The organism is Spirosoma arcticum (assembly GCF_054779955.1).
The window spans coordinates 442834-459583 of the sequence record NZ_BAAGXG010000002.1 but is presented as its reverse complement, the minus strand read 5'-3'; the positions used below and the strand labels follow the sequence as shown (position 1 = coordinate 459583).

At 54.4% G+C, this 16750-nt stretch carries 13 protein-coding genes; 5 read left to right on the top strand and 8 right to left on the bottom strand.

The genetic code is table 11. The features are described from left to right. Nucleotides 1-17: 17 nt before the first annotated feature. The 8 genes from ACYVHB_RS06405 to ACYVHB_RS06370 all read right to left on the bottom strand — a co-directional run bounded on the left by ACYVHB_RS06405 (nt 18) and on the right by ACYVHB_RS06370 (nt 12252). Nucleotides 18-2396 (bottom strand): TonB-dependent receptor, encoded by a 2379-nt coding sequence (locus tag ACYVHB_RS06405; RefSeq protein WP_461050689.1) that lies wholly within the window; start codon nt 2394-2396, stop codon nt 18-20. A 32-nt stretch (nt 2397-2428) separates the two neighbouring features. Beyond that, nucleotides 2429-3871 carry an ABC transporter permease gene (locus ACYVHB_RS06400; protein ID WP_461050687.1) on the bottom strand — a complete coding sequence of 481 codons (1443 nt, stop codon included), beginning with the start codon at nt 3869-3871 and terminating at the stop codon, nt 2429-2431. A gap of 47 nt (nt 3872-3918) precedes the next feature. Further along, nucleotides 3919-5343, bottom strand: a complete 1425-nt coding sequence (locus ACYVHB_RS06395; RefSeq protein ID WP_461050685.1) for an ABC transporter permease — start codon at nt 5341-5343, stop codon at nt 3919-3921. Then, complete coding sequence (locus ACYVHB_RS06390) at nt 5340-6098, bottom strand: ABC transporter ATP-binding protein (RefSeq protein WP_461050683.1); 759 nt, start codon at nt 6096-6098, stop codon at nt 5340-5342. Before ACYVHB_RS06390 ends, ACYVHB_RS06395 begins: the two co-directional genes overlap by 4 nt. 219 nt (nt 6099-6317) lie before the next feature. Beyond that, on the bottom strand, nt 6318-6710 hold the full coding sequence (locus ACYVHB_RS06385; protein ID WP_461050681.1) for a hypothetical protein: 393 nt from the start codon (nt 6708-6710) through the stop codon (nt 6318-6320). A 26-nt stretch (nt 6711-6736) separates the two neighbouring features. Further along, entirely contained in the window at nt 6737-8056 is a 1320-nt protein-coding gene (locus tag ACYVHB_RS06380) for a tetratricopeptide repeat protein (RefSeq protein ID WP_461050679.1), read from the bottom strand. A 101-nt stretch (nt 8057-8157) separates the two neighbouring features. Beyond that, on the bottom strand, nt 8158-10458 hold the full coding sequence (locus tag ACYVHB_RS06375; RefSeq protein ID WP_461050677.1) for a DUF4331 family protein: 2301 nt from the start codon (nt 10456-10458) through the stop codon (nt 8158-8160). A gap of 27 nt (nt 10459-10485) precedes the next feature. Then, nucleotides 10486-12252, bottom strand: a complete 1767-nt coding sequence (locus ACYVHB_RS06370) for a DUF4331 domain-containing protein (RefSeq protein WP_461050675.1) — start codon at nt 12250-12252, stop codon at nt 10486-10488. A gap of 656 nt (nt 12253-12908) precedes the next feature. Here ACYVHB_RS06370 and ACYVHB_RS06365 point away from each other — a divergent pair. The 5 genes from ACYVHB_RS06365 (at nt 12909) to ACYVHB_RS06345 (ending at nt 16709) form a co-directional block, all read left to right on the top strand. Further along, the gene (locus tag ACYVHB_RS06365; protein ID WP_461050673.1) at nt 12909-13181 is read left to right on the top strand and encodes a UBP-type zinc finger domain-containing protein; all 273 of its coding nucleotides are present in this window, start codon (nt 12909-12911) and stop codon (nt 13179-13181) included. 55 nt (nt 13182-13236) lie between these two features. Further along, nucleotides 13237-14466: an ergothioneine biosynthesis protein EgtB gene (gene egtB / locus ACYVHB_RS06360; protein ID WP_461050671.1), complete on the top strand. Its 1230-nt coding sequence runs from the start codon at nt 13237-13239 to the stop codon at nt 14464-14466. Then, entirely contained in the window at nt 14430-15440 is a 1011-nt protein-coding gene (gene egtD / locus ACYVHB_RS06355; protein WP_461050669.1) for an L-histidine N(alpha)-methyltransferase, read from the top strand. Before egtB ends, egtD begins: the two co-directional genes overlap by 37 nt. Nucleotides 15441-15688: 248 nt before the next feature. Beyond that, nucleotides 15689-16258 (top strand): RNA polymerase sigma factor, encoded by a 570-nt coding sequence (locus ACYVHB_RS06350; RefSeq protein WP_461050667.1) that lies wholly within the window; start codon nt 15689-15691, stop codon nt 16256-16258. A 16-nt stretch (nt 16259-16274) separates the two neighbouring features. Then, nucleotides 16275-16709 (top strand): hypothetical protein, encoded by a 435-nt coding sequence (locus ACYVHB_RS06345; protein ID WP_461050665.1) that lies wholly within the window; start codon nt 16275-16277, stop codon nt 16707-16709. Nucleotides 16710-16750 lie beyond the last annotated feature (41 nt).

Sequence of the window (16750 nt, the reverse complement as noted above, 5' to 3'; positions counted from 1 at the left end):
CCTCTTGATTAGTTGGCTTACCGGGCTTTTCCCGCAAACGTGTATTGGACACCCAAACCGACCGTACGCGGGGCCGATGGGGAGAAATTAGTGCGGTCGGTGGCGTTGTTACCCCGCGACGCGCTGGAAATGTACAGTTCGTCGGTCAGGTTCAGCACGTTCACGAACACCTCGACGCCCTTCCGCTCGTAACCCAGGCGGGTATTGATAACGCTGATGCCCCGCGCCCCAAACGCTCCCTGATTATCGTACCGAACAGTGTTGATCTGATTGAGGTAAAAAGGCGTCAGCCGCTGCCACTCAGCCGCCACGCGGAAGCCTTTCAGCCAGCGGGGTTTGTAGAATACTTCCGTATTGACAATCCAGCGCGGGGCCGACGGCATCTCTTTACCGCTGAGATTCTTGACCGCGTCGGCCTGACGCACGGATAGTTGGAAGTCCTCAAAGCGGTGCAGCGCGTTAGCTCCGCCCACCCGCACGAGCCACTCGCTACTTGGTTTGTAGGTCAGCCCAAATTCAACACCCTGGTGAAGCGTCCGTCCAACGCTCTGGTAATCCGTAGAATTATCAGTCTGACGAATTGACAGGAGTTCATTGGTGCCGTTAAGACGGTAGATCGAAACATCAGCATAGAGTTTGTTTTGCAGGGCCGAAAACCAGCCGCCCACTTCCATGTTCTCGAAACGCGCTGGTTGCAGATTATAATAGAACGGGGCCTGACCCGCCACTTGCTGCACACTCGGCCGCAGCCGGAAAATGGCCGTTAGTCCCGGTGGCGCGAATCCCCGCCCGTAGTTGGCGTATAGCCCGCGTCCGCGTCCCAGATCATAGACCATGCCCACTTTGGGGCTAACCTGCTCGTAAGACTTCGTACCCGACTTTTTGTCTAAGAAATTGTCATAATCGAACGACATCCGGTCGTAGCGCAGCCCGGCCGTGACGCGTAGGGCCTTGAGCGGGCTGAATTCGAGTTGCGAGTAGAGACCCGTATTATGGATTTGAGCTTCGTAATCACCCAGCACCACGTCGGGCCGGTCGTTCAGAAACGTGTATTTTTTCACCGACCGGCCATCAGCCCGCGTCTCGGCGGCTAAGTCGATGCTGAAGGCATTGTAACGCGTGGGTGTGTCGTCGTACGTGCCGCCGATAAGCAGTTTGGTGTTCAAAAAATTGAACCGCTGAGTGTGCTGGGCAATCAGGCCGTAGCTGTTGAAAATGCTACGTTGTTTCTCGCTGGTGGCGGTTTTGGCCCCGGTTGTCCACCGCACTGTATGGTTGGGCGCGAATCGGTAGTCGTTATAGCGGTGAAAAGCGGTCACGAACGTTTCGGCGTTGGCGTTCCAGGAATGATCGAGCGTTAGTCGCGACCGGGTGGCTTTCACGTTGCGGTACATAAAATCCTGACTCGTTTCGTACGACCGGCTGTAAAAGGCCGTGCTATCAAAACTCAGTCCTTCCTGCCCCTTGTAATCGTTGTAGGCATACACACCCGTGAGTCGGGTGCTTCCCGAAAGCTGGTATTCAGCTTTGACGTTCACCGCGTTTTTGACGTAGTCGGAGCGTTCGCGCCAGCCGTTCTTCTGATCGGACAGATAGCCACCAATGTACACGCCGAACTTACTCGACAGCATACCGCCCCCGCCGAATTGTAGCCGCCGAAAATTGTACTGATCGCCCTGAATCCCAACTTTCAAGGTCGGCACGGCGGTTGGCCGGTTTGTAATCAGGTTGATGGCTCCGCCAACGGCTTCCGGTCCGTAAATCGACGACACCGGGCCTTTCACCACTTCGATGCTGTTAATCATCATCAGGTTGGTTTCAATCAGACCGTTGTGATTGAACAGGCCCATCGGCCGAACGGGCACACCATCTTCCATGTACAGAAAATAGTTGGCCGTGGAAAGCGGCTGGCGAATGCTCATGCTGTGGCCTTCGCCGGTAAAACGCATCATAAACACGCCCGGCGTTTTGCTAATGAGTTCGGTCAGGCTGGTTGCTTTGGTGTCGTTGATCAGCGCAGACGAAATCTTCGAGATGGCTACCGGAGCCTCCGTCCGGAGCTGGGCCTCGCGGTTGGCCGTCACAATTACTGTCTGTAAATCTTCGGTTGCCGGTTCGAGGGCTACGTTGATGATCCCCGATGCGGGTACCTCGACCGTGACGCGCCGGTAACCTACCGACGAGATGACGACCGTTTTCGCATCCGACGATAACCGAAATGAGCCCGTTGCGCTGGCGGCCGAACCTTCTGCCGGGTTGGCGGTCATCACCGTGGCGCCGGGCAGCGGCTCTTTACTTTGGGCGTCGTAGATTTTGCCCCGAATCTGGCGTTGCTGAGCGTAAGCACTGGTTAGCAACACGTTAATCATTAGAAAAATGAATAAACTATGTTTCATGATCTTGTTCTTAGATAGGATGAATGAGATAGTTAGGCAGTAGCCAGCCGAATTTTGGGGATGCGCGATAGGCCAAAGCCGACGAATAAACTCGTCAGGGCAAGCAGACAAATAAGGTTGGCGATGTTGGTCGGAGCGAACAAAGGAAACCTCGGAGCGACGTAACGAAAGGAGGGAATTTTGTCGTAGTCAGCGGCTTTGAAACTCTCTTGCCGGAATATTTTTCCAGCGAAAAAGTCCCGGTAGGCTTCGTGCTGGCGAGTGGCGTCGGTCTGAAACGCGCGAAACTGCTCATCGCCCGTTCCTGCCACGTCGTTCAGCGACTGTTGCATGAACACCATCGGCGACAGAAACCGGTACGTACCAATCAGGCGTTGCTGGTTGCGGTACTGCGTCTCAAACTGCGTTTCGAGCGGCCGGATGGCGGCTTCAACGGCCAGTGTAGCGCGGACACTGCCGATGGCGAAGTCCTTGTAATTGACGGGTTTCCCTTTGGGCAGTAGTTCGGGATGGTCGCCGTAATACTGCGCCATCTTCTTGTCGCCTTCCTTCTTGACGTTGTCCGAAGCCTCGCGCGTTTCGGCGATGAGGTCGATACGCGATGGCATCGGGTGCGTCGCCGAAACAACTACGTTCAGCACCGTTGGTAGTACTAAGCCCAGCACGAGCCAGACACCCACCAGCACGGCCGCGTTGAAGCCCGTGTCGCGCCCCACGCTGTTGACCCAGAACGAGAGCCCAAACCAGAAGGCCGAGTAACCCATCGTTAGCAGAAACATAAATCCGATGGCCGGGGCGTTGTCAATCAGCGATACGCCCGTCAGCAACAATCCCGCCGTAGTTAGGGTCAGAAACGCTCCTGTCAGCAGCAGAAACCGAAATACGTATTTGCTGACGATAATCTGCCGTAGCGACGCCGTACTACTCATCAGCATGAACAGCGTTCCCTGCTCCCGCTCCGACGACACGAGGTTGTAAGTAAGGGCGATAATCAGGAGCGGTAGGAGGTAAATCAGAGCAAAGGAAAGATCAAAGCTGCCGTTGTAGAGAATCGACGCGTTCTCGATTTCCTCCCCGTGGTACAGCGCCTGTTTTTTGGCAAAAGCGAACTTGTAGTAGTATGGCTGCAAATCGCTTTGTCCTACTGAGACTACCGCCAGTGGCTCCGGCTGCTTGAATACGTACCGGTTGCCCCGCGAACTGGCCACCGTGTACGGAGCCGTTGGGTCACGATGGGAGTTACCCGCGAAGGGTTTACCCGTTCGTTCGAGTTCGGCCACCAACGCCCGGTTTTTGGCGATGCTTTCCGTTTCGACGCGTCCAATGTCGGCGATGGTTTGCTGCTGAAACTGAACCCGGCTGTGACCCGTCCAGATTGCAAAGGCCACGAAAAGGGACAGTAGACCAATACTGGCGGCCAGCGTTCGGTTGGCCCGCAGCAGGAGCCAGTCGTAGCGAATAATATGTGAAAACATGGTTTGTCCGTTTAGCGGGCCGTATGCCCGGTGGTTATTCGCGTCCGTCAATCCAGTTGCAACGTCCGGCTCGCCCGCACTAACAGCAACCCTGCCAGCATCGACCAAATCAGCAGCGTTACTACACTAATCAGTTGGTTACCAAGCATAAAACCAATGCCGGGTTGCCCGTATTGAAACTGATTGACCCGTTGCCAAAGGGCCGAACTCGCTTTGTAGCCCTGGTTCAGTTTAGCCCCATTCACCGTCTGGTCGTCGTTCATCGCTTTCTGGATGACGCGCCGGTGCGCTTCGGCTTTATCAGTGAAGTCGATGTGCTTGTCCATATCGGTGCCCGCCAACGCCCGCGAGAGATTGCGCATCGCCAGCGTCGGCGACAGTAGGTTGAACCATTCCATTACCTGCTCCTGCCGCTGAAACTGCCGGAATAGTCCACCGTAGTTTCTATCGTAGATTGTCCAGTCGCGGTTTTCGTTGGCTTGCAGGGCGATCCCGGCAAAACTGACCGGCAACTGCGACAGGCTATCGACGCCGTACTTCGCCAGTGTTTGTTTTTCAACGAGTTTACCGTAGTCCTGCGCTGAGGGTCCACCGTTGATGCCGGTTTCCTTATCGGTGATGATCTGTTCCGTGAATGCCAGCGCTGAGAGCGTGGGGGCGACTAACCGGGCGACGCTGCCGCATAAACGCGGCACCAAAAACGCCCCGAATGCCCAGAAGCCGAGCAGCCCAACCAAGGCCAGTCCCGATTGCTTCACCTGCGACGAGACAATGATGCCCAAACCCGCCCAGAACGCGTAGTATAGCCCGTAGAACAGAATCCAACCGGTCAGATTCGGCAGTGCATCAGCAAAAGCGGTTGCGCCACCAGCCAGGATCATTACGCCCACACTCAGGAGCAGAATCGGTCCAAAAATGTACAACAACACCACCTGTAGCACAGCCAACCACTTGCCCACCAGCAACTGACCCGCCGAGGCATTGGTGCTGAGCAAAATCCGTAACGTACCCGATTCGCGCTCTTTGCTGACGGCGTCGTAACTCAGCAAAATAAGGAGCAGCGGCATCAGGAATTGTAATACAAACCCGACCGTCAGCGAACCGAACCGCGACAATGTAGCCGAATCCTGAATGGTCCGCAGTTTGACATCGTTTTGGTTATGGGCTTCCAGCCATACCGCGCTGCCTAAGTAATCGTCCATGCCTTTATCGAGAATCGCCATCAGGGGCACGGGTTTGTAGGCGTACAGACCGTAGTGCGCAGCCGCGTGGGGACTTTTCGGGTCCTGATTCAGCCACTGCGTGTAGGATGTGCGTTGAGCCGTTTCATGTTCCGTATTCGTCTGACTGTAATACGAATAGCCCGTCAGCAGAGCGACAGCGAAGAGCACATAGAGTACTCCGCCTGCCCACCGAAACCGGCTCTCGCCCGCTAATTCAGCCCGTTCTTTGGTAACGATATGCTGAATCATGGCCGGGCGAAATTGGATGTCAGGTGGTCAGAAATCGCCGTCGATGGGTCCGCCAGTGGCGAAATCACCCGCAGGTACGTGGCTTCGAGTTCCTGATGAGTCAGCGCGTCGGCGTCGAGAACGCTTACTAACTCGCCCGACCGCATAATACCAATGCGGTCGGCGATTTCTTTAGCCCGGAATAGATCGTGGGTTACCATCAACACCGCCACCCCGTCGCGGCTCATCGATTTGATGAGCGACGAAAACTCATTACTCGCCAGCGGGTCCAGCCCCGAGGTGGGTTCGTCGAGGAACAGCGCACGGGCCTGTTTGGCAATCGCCAGCGCAATGCCGACTTTCTGCCGCATCCCTTTGGAGTAGGTTGAGACCCGACGTTTGTGCGCGTCGGATTGCAACCCGGCCTGGTTCAGAAACTCCGTCAGTTCAGTATCAGCGTACGTTTTACCCGACAATCCGCTTAAATAGGCTAAGTTTTGCAAGCCCGTTAATGCGGGGTACAGCACCACGTTTTCGGGAATGTAGGCAATGAACCTTTTCGTCTGATTTTGCCCCGCCACCACTTCGACCTCGTTGACGAAGCACTGCCCCGATGTTGGCTCGGTGAAACCCATGAATAGGTTGACGGCCGTAGTTTTGCCCGCTCCGTTGGCCCCCAGCAGGCAAAATACTTCGCCTGCCCGGATATGAAGGTTCAACCCGATCAGCGCGAGGCTGCCGGGGTATTCTTTGCGCAGTTGAATTGCTTTGAGCATAGTTCAGGTGCGTTGTGGTATCTTGACTATTCAGAATAGGCGCTCTTTCTCCACAATGCAGCAGTGTTGCATTGTGGAGATTACCTTGTTCAACCGTGACAGAATTGCACAGAAAAGTGCGCACACGTCCGTTCTGCGGTTGCTGCGGCAGAGAAAGAAGTAGCAGGAAAGAGAAGTGAGTAAGCAAGGGGCAGAGCCGCCTGCACTTAATTGGGGAGGCTACCAAGGGGGCGCATCAACAGCGCGGTACACGGTGGTCAGGGCGACCACCAGAAAACCACCTATCGACGCGTTGGTTCGGTAGATGGGCAGGAAAGAGAAACAAAGGTCGCCGGGCAGGCAATGCGCATCAATCCCGGTGATTTTGAGCGACGGCTGACCGTTGGGTACGCTGGTGTCGGCATTCGGACTAACGGTCAGGTCCGATAGTTCGTCGAGGCCCAGGTCCATACCATCAAAGTCTGAATAGCGGTCCTGGTGGTGGTGAACTTGGTGCGCGTGGGATTGGGCTACGGCGTAGCGCGGTTCGTCGGGGGCATTGATAAAACCTGTCCCTGTAATAAGCAGGTAGCTGATAAGCAGCAGCGTGGCGAACCAAACCCGGACGAACATGAATTTAGTGTATTGAACTGACTCGTCTACAGTGTGAAATTAGGATTCGTTTTGCGGGCGTCGGCAATGAATTTATTGCTGGCTTCGGCGTTGCCCATTGCTTTGGCGATGGCTCCGGCCCGCTGCAGCAATTCGGGGTCCTTAAGGCCCGTGCGGAGTGCTACCTGCATGTGCTCCTGCGCTTTGGGCACGTTTTTCTGATTGAAATAAACCCAGGCCAAGGCGTGGTTCACGTCGATATTCTTCGGCCGTTTTTGGTACTCCCGCATGCCGTACACGAGGGCCGAGTCCAACTGTCCTGTCTTGGTGTAGAGTTTACACAGTTCAAGATCAACCGAATGACCCGACTGGGCGTCTTCATCCAGCATCTTCACCACTTCGGCATACTTACGCTGCGCTTTGTCTTTGTCTCCCTGTAAGGCATAGATTTCGGCCATCTCTTCGTGGAACGAGAACTCGGGCATGATCTTAGCCGCTTTTTCCAACTCAGTCAGCGCCTTGTCGTATTCTTTTCTGGCTTTGAACACCTGAGCTTTACCCCGAAGTGCAAACGCGTAGCTGGGCCGAACGCTCAGGATACCGTCGTACTGCTGCTCTGCTTTATCCAACTGACCCGTTGTCTCGTACAGATGAGCGAGGGTATTTTTACTCCAGCACTGCGGCTCCGAACCGGGCAAACCGGCCTGCACGGCTAATTTCATCGCTTCGATAGAACTGGGGTAATTGCCGTAGATCTCCCGCAGGTACGAAGCCCGCGAATACGATTCGAGCGACGGCTTCAGAGCCTGCATCTTATCGGACATGGCCACGGCTTCTTCGTAATTACCCAACTCCACATTGGCATCGACCAACACGCCGTAGACATAGGCATTGCTGGGGTTAATCTGACGGGCTTTTTCGGCCAGATCGCGGGCTTCGGCAAACTGGTGCTGCGACATCTTCACTGATGATTTAAACGTCGTGGCCTCAAAGTTTTTCGGTTCGATAGTCAATACACCATCCAGAATCTGAAGAATGGCAGGGTAGTAATACGGGTGTTCGCCAGTGATGCGGGCCTCCGACAGATAGATTACCGCTACCTGTAGCCGGGGCTTCACTTCGTTTGGCTTCTCCTTGATCTTCGTTGTCAGCTCAGCGACTTTTTCTTTGGTTCGTTGCCATTCAACCGCTCCGGCCAATTCACCACGGCGTTCAAAGAGGGGCGGAATGTCGAGAGCAGAACCCGTTGCTGTAGTCTCTTTAGATTTGTTATCGTCGGTTTTACAACCAGACTGTAGCAGGAAAAGCAACGCTACGAAAGCAGACAGACAACCGGAAAGGACTTGTTTTGTCGTGATTGTGTGCATTTTCAGAAAGGTTATAAAGTTTGTGGTTTGTAGTTAATGGTTAGCTGACGCGTACAGTTTACGCGTCAGCCAACCACGAACTACAAACCACAAACCAATTTTTAGTTACGGATAATCTTAACCGTCTTGCGCTCGGCGGGTGTTGTCACCTGCAGGAAGTAAACGCCCGGTTGCTGACCTAAACGGAGGGTCCGGCGTTCGTTGCCGCTGGCTTCGCCAATAGTCTGCTGGTTGAGCAACCGACCTGCACTGTTGGTGATACCTAATCGCATCGACTGACCCGTTGCTCCGCTAATTTCGACCGTTACATCGTCGCCCACGATTGGGTTGCCAATTACCCGCACTGACAGTGGCTCGGAGCGTTCGGCACCAAGGCGTCCCATCATGCCACAGGGTGCGCGGAAATTGAAGTCGAAACTAACTTCTGACATTGGGTCACCCACGTAGCGGGCCAGTACCATGAGTGTGCTGCGGCTGTTCGGGTCTCCACGCAGTCCGGCCTCAATCTGCCGGTTTACACTGGTTCCATAATTGCCGTTGACAACGCCGGAAGCCCGGTACTCGACCACTCGATTGGGATCGCCCCCAACGCGGCCGAAGGTAATGTTACCCGTAGCGCAGTCGTAGCTCACCACCGTTGCTGCCAACGGCTGAGTCGTGGGTGGAGTCGGTGCCGTTGGACCAGCATACTGGTTACCCCGGAAAGCCCGCCACGGGTGTTGCTCATAGGGGAAACTCGTCCGTAGCGTCGTGTCATTTTTGGTAACACCCGCGTCGAAAGTAAGTACCCGCACCAGGTTAGGCGAAACCGGTGCTGTAGCCGTTGCGTCGTCGTAAAACAAACCAATGGCTGCCAGTACCACGCCACTCACGGCCTGCAACTCAATCGTTGTTATGTCATCCTCCAGTCGGCGGCCGTTGGGGAAACCGTCCATGTTGGGAATGAACTGCAACGCCGTCGAACCGTTGTAACGGCTATCGGTGATACCCAGCACGGCTGCCTGCACCAGACCCAGCGAGCTGAAGTCCGCACTGCTGCGGGGCGTGGCTGGAACGGCCATGTTCAGCCGTAACAGATCACCCAGAGTGGGCAGAAAATTGTTGATGAAGGGTTTACCAGCGGCCAATGGATTGCCATAAGGTTTGCCCGTCGCCAACTGATACGGGGGCAGGTTGGGTACGCCCGTGTAGAAGATAGGCAGCAAGTCAACGGCGCGGGGGCTTTTGTTATCGGGCAGCAGAATGCCGCCAAAAGCAGCTTCCGACAGCGCCGTACCATTCAAAGCAGGATTGCCTTTCAGGCCAAACAAACCGGGTTTGCCATTACGGAAGTCGAACGCGCCCAGCGAATTTGCCTGAATACGCAAGGGGGCTAAGCCCGGTACGGCCGTGCCGAACTGCGAATCGTCCATGTACAGCCCCAACTCCGGGTTAGTGAAATACTGGGCGAACTGGAGATCTTCGCCGTTGTAGGGCGACGCAGCGTTCCATTTGTCCTTCATGCCGATGGGGATAACGGCTTCGTTGGTCAGGGGCATGCCTAAGCGCGATACCTGCACAAACTTCCCATCGAATCCTACGTCACCACCGCCATATAACGTTCTGATCATTTGCCGACTGGCCGAAGCATATACACCGATGACATAATCGGGATCGAGGATGTTCGCGGCCTGCGCTACCGTCTTTTTGCCTTTCTGTAGGGTAGCAACCGGCACTTCAATGACGATGGAATGACAGTTGAACCCTGCTACGGCATCCCGGCCACTTTTGGGCCGTACGTTTCCTACGTCGAAAATGCCACCCAGATCAACAAAGAACGGGTCATCGACGGGTCCGCAGAAAATCTTCTCACCGGTAGAAGCCGTTATGATTGATTTCTGAACAAGTTCTTCGTACGACGCGGCTCCTAATCCTACGACTTTGTTTTCGATGGAGCGGGGACCGATGTTGGGTGGAGGAACACTTCCATTGGCAATAATCGTCTCGAAACTTTGGCCACCGTTCATACTGCGTTCGCAGGTGTACGTTGTTTTCAGGTTTTCTTTGCCCAGGCGAATCAGGAAGAACGTGGTTGGATCTTCGTTTACCCGCTTGAAGGTAAACCGGTACACGATGTCGCTGCCGTTGGTCGACGCGTTGTTATCGACGTGGACTTCATACCGGATGTTCTCGCCAAAGGTGTACCAGTTTGGGCCACCGGCCGGGTGTTCAAACGGAATGTAGTTGGCGATAAGCACGATGTTCTCGGCATTGGTCGTGCTCTTGAACGCGTATAGGTCGGTGTTGTCGGCCAACGGATCGTTCGAAATAAGGGGCGCTTCACGGTGTGAAGACGCAAGTACCCGCGTGGGTTGCAGAAAGCTAAGTGTCAGAGCCGCAACCAGGTATAAAATATTTTTCATGTTTTTCGTATGTTGTGGTCGTGACGGTTAGAACCTGGCTTTAGTAGGATAGTCGAAGCCTCTCCACGGATTTTGCACGTAAGGGAAACTGCTTTTCAGTCCCACATCATTCTTCGTAGGCCCGGAGTTGAACGTGAGCACGTTGACGAGTCTTGGTGTCACGGGACTGGCCGTTACGCCCGGTGTGAAGTCGTCGTACCACAAGCCAATTGCGGCTAATACCACGCCACCCACGGCCTGCAACTCAATCGTCGTCACGTCGTCCTCCAGTCGGCGACCGTTGGGAAAACCGTCCATATTGGGAATGAACTGAAGGGCCGCCGAACCATTAAACCGGGCATCCGTCAAACCCAGCACGGCCGCCTGCACCAGCCCGTTTGGACTGAAATCGGGGCTGTTGCGGGGCGTGGCGGGCACGGCCATGTTCAGCCGCAGCATGTCGCCCAGCGTTGGCAGAAAGTTGTTGATGAAGGGCTTGCCAACGGCTAAGGGGTTGCCTGCTTTGCCCGTTGCCAACTGATAGGGTGCTAAGTTGGGCACACCCGTGTAGAAGATAGGCAGCAGATCGACGGCGCGGGGGCTTTTATTATCGGGCAGCAGAATACCGCCAAAAGCAGCTTCCGACAGCGCCGTACCATTCAAAGCGGGATTGCCTTTCAGGCCAAACAAACCGGGTTTGCCATTACGGAAGTCGAACGAGCCCAGTGACTTGCTCTGAATACGCAATGCATTCAGCGACGGTACGGCCGTACCAAACTGCGAATCGTCCATGTACAGGGCCAACTCCGGGTTGGTGAAGTACTTGGCGAACTGGAGGTCTTCACCGCCGTAGGGCGACGTAGCGTTCCAACGATCTTTCATGCCAATGGGGATAACGGCTTCGTTGGTCAGGGGCATACCTAAGCGCGACACCTGCACAAACTTCCCGTCGTTGCCAACGTCGGCACCAGCATACAGCGTCTGGATCATCTGCCGACTGGCCGACGCCCATACGCCAATTACGTAATCAGGATCGAGAATATTGACGGCCTTGTCGATGTTCTTACCGTCTTTCTGTAACAGATCGACCGGTATTTTAAGGGCGATGGTGTGGACATTAAACCGGTTGAGGTTATCCACTGGCGGGTTGACCGGGTTCCCTTCCGGCCGGAAATTGCCCACGTCAAACGCCCCGGCCAAGTCGACAAAGAACGGATCATCGACGGGTCCGCAGAATACCCGCTCACCCGTGCTGGCGGTGGCGATGGCCTGCTGAGCCAGCGCGTCGTAGGACGAAGCACCCAAACCAACCGGGTTGCCTTCGATAGAACGGGGACCTACGTTGTTGGATGGCACAACGCCGTTCATCACAATGGTTGTGAAGGTATTACCACCGTCGGTACTTTTCTCGCATTTGTACGTGGTCTTCAGGTTTTGCTTACCCAGCCGGATGTAGAAGAACGTGGTAGGATCCTGGTTTACCTTCGAGAAAGTGAATCGGTACGTGATGTCGTCACCCGCCGTTGATGCTTTGTTTTTGATGTGAATTTCGTAGCGAACGTTGGTGCCGAAGTCGTAGAAATTCGGCGCACCATCGGGCGCTTCAAACGGGATATAGTTCGCAATGATCGTAATGGTGTTCGGGTCGTCGGGGCTTTTGAACGCGTAAACGTCCGTGTTGTCGGCGAGCGGATCTTGGGAGATCAGCGGGGCTTCGCGGTGGCTGGACGCATAGCCGAAACTGGCTACGAACAGACAAACGAAAAAGAGAAGACCGCCGTGCAGCCTTCGCAGTGTAGAACTAAATAGGCTCATACAGGTAGAAATTGTGAGACAAATAAAAACAGGTTAATGACGGAATTGCATCAAAAAGAGAAGATGTTCTCTTATGTACGTTGTGAAAGCACAGACCGGACGGGGTGTGCGCGTGCGGGGCTAACGGGCGGCTGTCACTGCTCAACAGCGCGGGGAGGGGAGGTACACGTTTTTTTCGGAGGGCTTTCGGTTTAAAAGTGGTTAGGGATGATTAATGGTGAGAAAAGGAACTGGTTAATTTCTGGTAATTATTTACTGACTGCTAACAGAGTAATTTTACTTACTCGATATCGATAGTTACGGAAGCAGGCAACTTTCAACGATGTTACCATTTTCTCCGCATGGATCAGATTAATAAAGGATGAAGTGCAAAAATTATACCGGGCTTATGGGAACTCTAATACCTTCATACGTATGGAGGTAACTTTTCAGATTGGAATTTGATTAAAATATTTCAATATTTTATAAATAATGTTTCGACATATTGACAACAAATCGGTAACATAACGATGGTAATTGAGTACTTTTTCACGTTAAGCAGGGTCGATTACTTGTCCATATTTGGATGATACGCACTGCTTTGTCACTTTTGGATATGGACAGGTGCTTTGCTTTTCCTGACGCAATAAGGTAATTTCATCAAAAACACTGCTGTTGTGCTCAAACGAACAGACTGCCTTCATCTCTCAAATCTGACTGACGTTCGGTCCGCCCGCGATTACGTTTGCGATGAGTGTATTATAACCGGCGACTCATGGGTACACTTACGGACGTGCCAAACCTGCGGCACCACGCTCTGCTGTGATTCATCACCGAACAAACATGCGACAAAGCACTTCCACGTCAGCGCTCATGCAGTGGTGGCTTCGGCTGAACCCGGCGAGCGCTGGCTCTGGTGTTACGCCGATGAACAGATGGTTACGTATTGATCGGGTAGCCCAGTAGTATATTGAACACCGCGCCGATTCTGACGGTTTAGTACACATGGTTGCCGAACAAACGCTCATTGATGAATACCTCCGCGTCCGGGCGCATTCCGAATCGATATGCCGGGGACTGGAAACCGAAGATTACGTGGTGCAGCCCACCGCCGACGTTAGCCCGCCGAAGTGGCACCTCGGCCACACAACCTGGTTTTGGGAAACGTTCGTGCTGGTGCCAAACGCGCCCGGCTACCAGGTTTTTCACGACGATTTCAGCTACGTTTTCAACAGCTACTACGAAACCGTGGGGAAGCGCGTACTGCGTACCGACCGGGGCAACCTCAGCCGCCCAACCGTGGCTGGCGTCTACCAATACCGTGCGTACATAGATGAACACATGAGTCGGTTTCTGGCCGATGCCGACGAGCTATCACCCGAACTTTATGCACTCATCGAACTGGGCACCAATCATGAACAGCAGCATCAGGAACTGCTCATTTCCGATATAAAGTACATCCTGGGTCACAATCCGCTTCTACCCGCCATTGCGATGCCGATGGTGACGCATCGGGAAAACCAGTTCCAGTCGGTTGCGGCAAGGCCACCAATCATTGTTTCTGAAGGAATATACACCATTGGTTACCAGGATGCGAGCGATGCGTCAGCCCCAGCGTTTCATTTCGACAATGAAGAGGGCGCTCATAAAGTTTACCTAAACGAAACTACGGTGGCTGGTAATCTGGTCACGAACGGCGACTACATGGCTTTCATTGAAGCCGGTGGTTATCAAAACTTTCGGCACTGGCTGGCCGACGGTTGGGCCTGGGTTAATACCAACGGTATTCAGGCTCCGCTGTACTGGCACCGCATTGATGGCGCGTGGTGGCAGTATACCTTCGATGGCCTGGTACCCGTCAATTTGAATGCGCCGGTCTGCCACGTCAGCTACTACGAAGCCGATGCTTATGCCCGCTGGAAAGGAGGTCGATTGCCGACTGAGTTTGAGTGGGAAGCAGCCCGCACCGGCCGGTACGCCGGTGCGATACCGGCGTACCAGTTGAACTGGAAAATGCGATGGGAATGGACCAATTCAGCCTATCTGCCCTATCCCGGCTTCACAACCGCCGAAGGAGCCGTGGGCGAATACAACGGCAAGTTTATGAGTGGGCAAATGGTCCTGCGTGGGGCGTCGGTCGCTACGCCCGACGGCCACTCCCGGCCAACGTACCGTAACTTTTTTCAACCAGACAAACGATGGCAATTCACGGGAATACGATTGGTGACTCAGTAGACAATACGATAGTGGAAATTAGTGTGACCGTTGACCCGGCCCTGATTGACGAAGTACGAACGGGTTTGCAAAAAACGCCCAAGCGGCTGTCGTCGCGGTTTTTCTACGATGCCGAAGGAAGCCGGATTTTTCAGGCCATCATGCACGCACCGGAATATTACCTGACCCGGTCGGAATACGAAATTCTCGATGTACACAAAGCCGATCTGCTGCATCTTTTCGCGTCCCCTGACCGGCCTTTTGAACTGGTCGAACTCGGCGCGGGCGACGGGCTGAAAACAAAACTTTTGCTCGGTCATTTTGAAGAGAACGACGCTCATTTTGCCTACGTCCCAGTCGATATATCGGCGGATGCGCTCGGTAGTTTAGCCGCTGACGTGAGCCAGCAGTGGCCCGACCTGCAGATTCATCCACGCCACAACGATTATTTCCAGGCCCTCGAACAACTTTCGCAGGAGTCCCATGCCCGCCGGGTGGTACTGTTTCTGGGATCGAACATTGGCAACTTCGCACCTGACGAAGCGGTTGATTTTTACCGGCAACTCCACGACCGACTCCAACCCGGCGATCTGGTGCTGACGGGCTTCGATCTACAGAAACATCCGGCAATTATTCACGCGGCCTATAACGACCAAGAGGGCCTGACGCGGGCATTCAATCTGAATCTGCTTCGGCGCATCAACCGCGAGTTGGACGCTGATTTCGACCTGTCCGCTTTCGACCATTATGAAACATACAGTCCTGAAACTGGCGAAGCCCGCTCTTACTTAGTAAGCCAGAAAGCGCAGACCGTGCAAATTGGGCAGTTAGATATGACCGTACCGTTTCAGTACGGCGAAATTATTCACACCGAAATATCCCGCAAGTTCACTCGTTCCCAAATCGAACAGTTAGCCCAACGCAGCGGCTTTTCGATGTCGGGCTGGTTTACCGACCCAAAAGGATATTTTGCTGATGTGGTGTTTGCGCGGTAAAAACGTCCCCACGAGCTTTAGCCCTCGTTTCGGCTACCCACTGCTACAGTATGACGAACGTAACGTGAATCCGTGAGCACGTTTCTGCCGTTCCGCGTGTCTTATACCCACTCATCCTTTTTCTGCTGCCTCCTGCGTTTATCTTAACAATATTTTTTGTCTGATTCCGACTACCCTGTTGTACTTTAATTGGGTAACCCGAAAGTCAGCACGTGAACGTCAGTCCTGTCACTAACTCAACCGTCAACATGACCAATCGCGAACAGCCATCGGTTGGTGAGACAGTGCGGAAGGAACGCAGTCGGCTGTTGACGTTCATCCGCCGACGCCTGCCCGACCCCGATGATGCCGAGGACGTGTTGCAGGATGTATTCATGGAATTAACCGAAGCGTATCAGTTAGCCAAACCCATTGAGCGCGTAGCGGCCTGGCTTTTTGCCGTAGCCCGCAACAAGATCAGCGACTGGTACCGGAAAACGCCCCCCGGCCGCACGGTCTCGCTTGATGTGACCGACGAGGAGAACGACGCCGGGACACCGGTGCTGGGAGCGTGGTTAGCCGCCACCGACGAGACCGGACCTGAAAGTGAATTCTTCCGCGAAACGCTGATGGATGCCCTTACCGACGCCCTCGCCGAACTGCCCGATGAGCAACGCGAGGTGTTTGTGCAACACGAACTGGAAGGCCGGTCATTCCGGGATATGGCTGCGGAATGGGACGTGCCGGTCAATACCCTGCTGTCGCGCAAGCGCTACGCCGTGTTGCACCTTCGCGAACGGCTGCGGGATTTGTACGATGATTTTCTGGACGAAAACTAAACCATTGCAAGAAACAATGAAACGATTCTGGATTCGCCGGGGATTACGCTTTCTCGTCTTCGCGCTGCTTTTCGTCGGGCTGGCCGGGCTGGCCGTTATGACGCTCTGGAACGCTTTGCTGCCTGCTATTCTGGGCGTGTCGGCCATTAACTTTTGGCAGGCACTGGGTATGTTAGTGCTCAGCCGGATTTTATTTGGTGGCGTTGGACGGGGTGGCTGGGGGCGCGGTGGCTACGGCCCATCGCACCGGCGGACCGGTCGGGCAGAATGGAAGCAGAAGATGACCGCACGCTGGCAGAACATGACGCCCGAACAACGCGAACAAATGAAGCAGCAGTGGCGCGATAAGTGCGGAGGTGGTCGACGGGGCCGTGACCAGCGGGGCCGTGGGCCGCAACCCGAGCAACCTAACTCCGGTGAGCCAACTGAGCCTGACAGCACAACGGCCTGACCGTTGAGTCGTTGATTGTAGGTGTATACCTGATGAGCAAA

Coding starts and splice junctions, on each gene's coding strand:
- ACYVHB_RS06405 (WP_461050689.1), bottom strand. CDS start 2,396: ATGAAACATAGTTTATTCATTTTTCTAATGATTAACGTGTTGCTAACC.
- ACYVHB_RS06400 (WP_461050687.1), bottom strand. CDS start 3,871: ATGTTTTCACATATTATTCGCTACGACTGGCTCCTGCTGCGGGCCAAC.
- ACYVHB_RS06395 (WP_461050685.1), bottom strand. CDS start 5,343: ATGATTCAGCATATCGTTACCAAAGAACGGGCTGAATTAGCGGGCGAG.
- ACYVHB_RS06390 (WP_461050683.1), bottom strand. CDS start 6,098: ATGCTCAAAGCAATTCAACTGCGCAAAGAATACCCCGGCAGCCTCGCG.
- ACYVHB_RS06385 (WP_461050681.1), bottom strand. CDS start 6,710: ATGTTCGTCCGGGTTTGGTTCGCCACGCTGCTGCTTATCAGCTACCTG.
- ACYVHB_RS06380 (WP_461050679.1), bottom strand. CDS start 8,056: ATGCACACAATCACGACAAAACAAGTCCTTTCCGGTTGTCTGTCTGCT.
- ACYVHB_RS06375 (WP_461050677.1), bottom strand. CDS start 10,458: ATGAAAAATATTTTATACCTGGTTGCGGCTCTGACACTTAGCTTTCTG.
- ACYVHB_RS06370 (WP_461050675.1), bottom strand. CDS start 12,252: ATGAGCCTATTTAGTTCTACACTGCGAAGGCTGCACGGCGGTCTTCTC.
- egtB (WP_461050671.1), top strand. CDS start 13,237: ATGGTTGCCGAACAAACGCTCATTGATGAATACCTCCGCGTCCGGGCG.
- egtD (WP_461050669.1), top strand. CDS start 14,430: ATGGCAATTCACGGGAATACGATTGGTGACTCAGTAGACAATACGATA.
- ACYVHB_RS06350 (WP_461050667.1), top strand. CDS start 15,689: ATGACCAATCGCGAACAGCCATCGGTTGGTGAGACAGTGCGGAAGGAA.
- ACYVHB_RS06345 (WP_461050665.1), top strand. CDS start 16,275: ATGAAACGATTCTGGATTCGCCGGGGATTACGCTTTCTCGTCTTCGCG.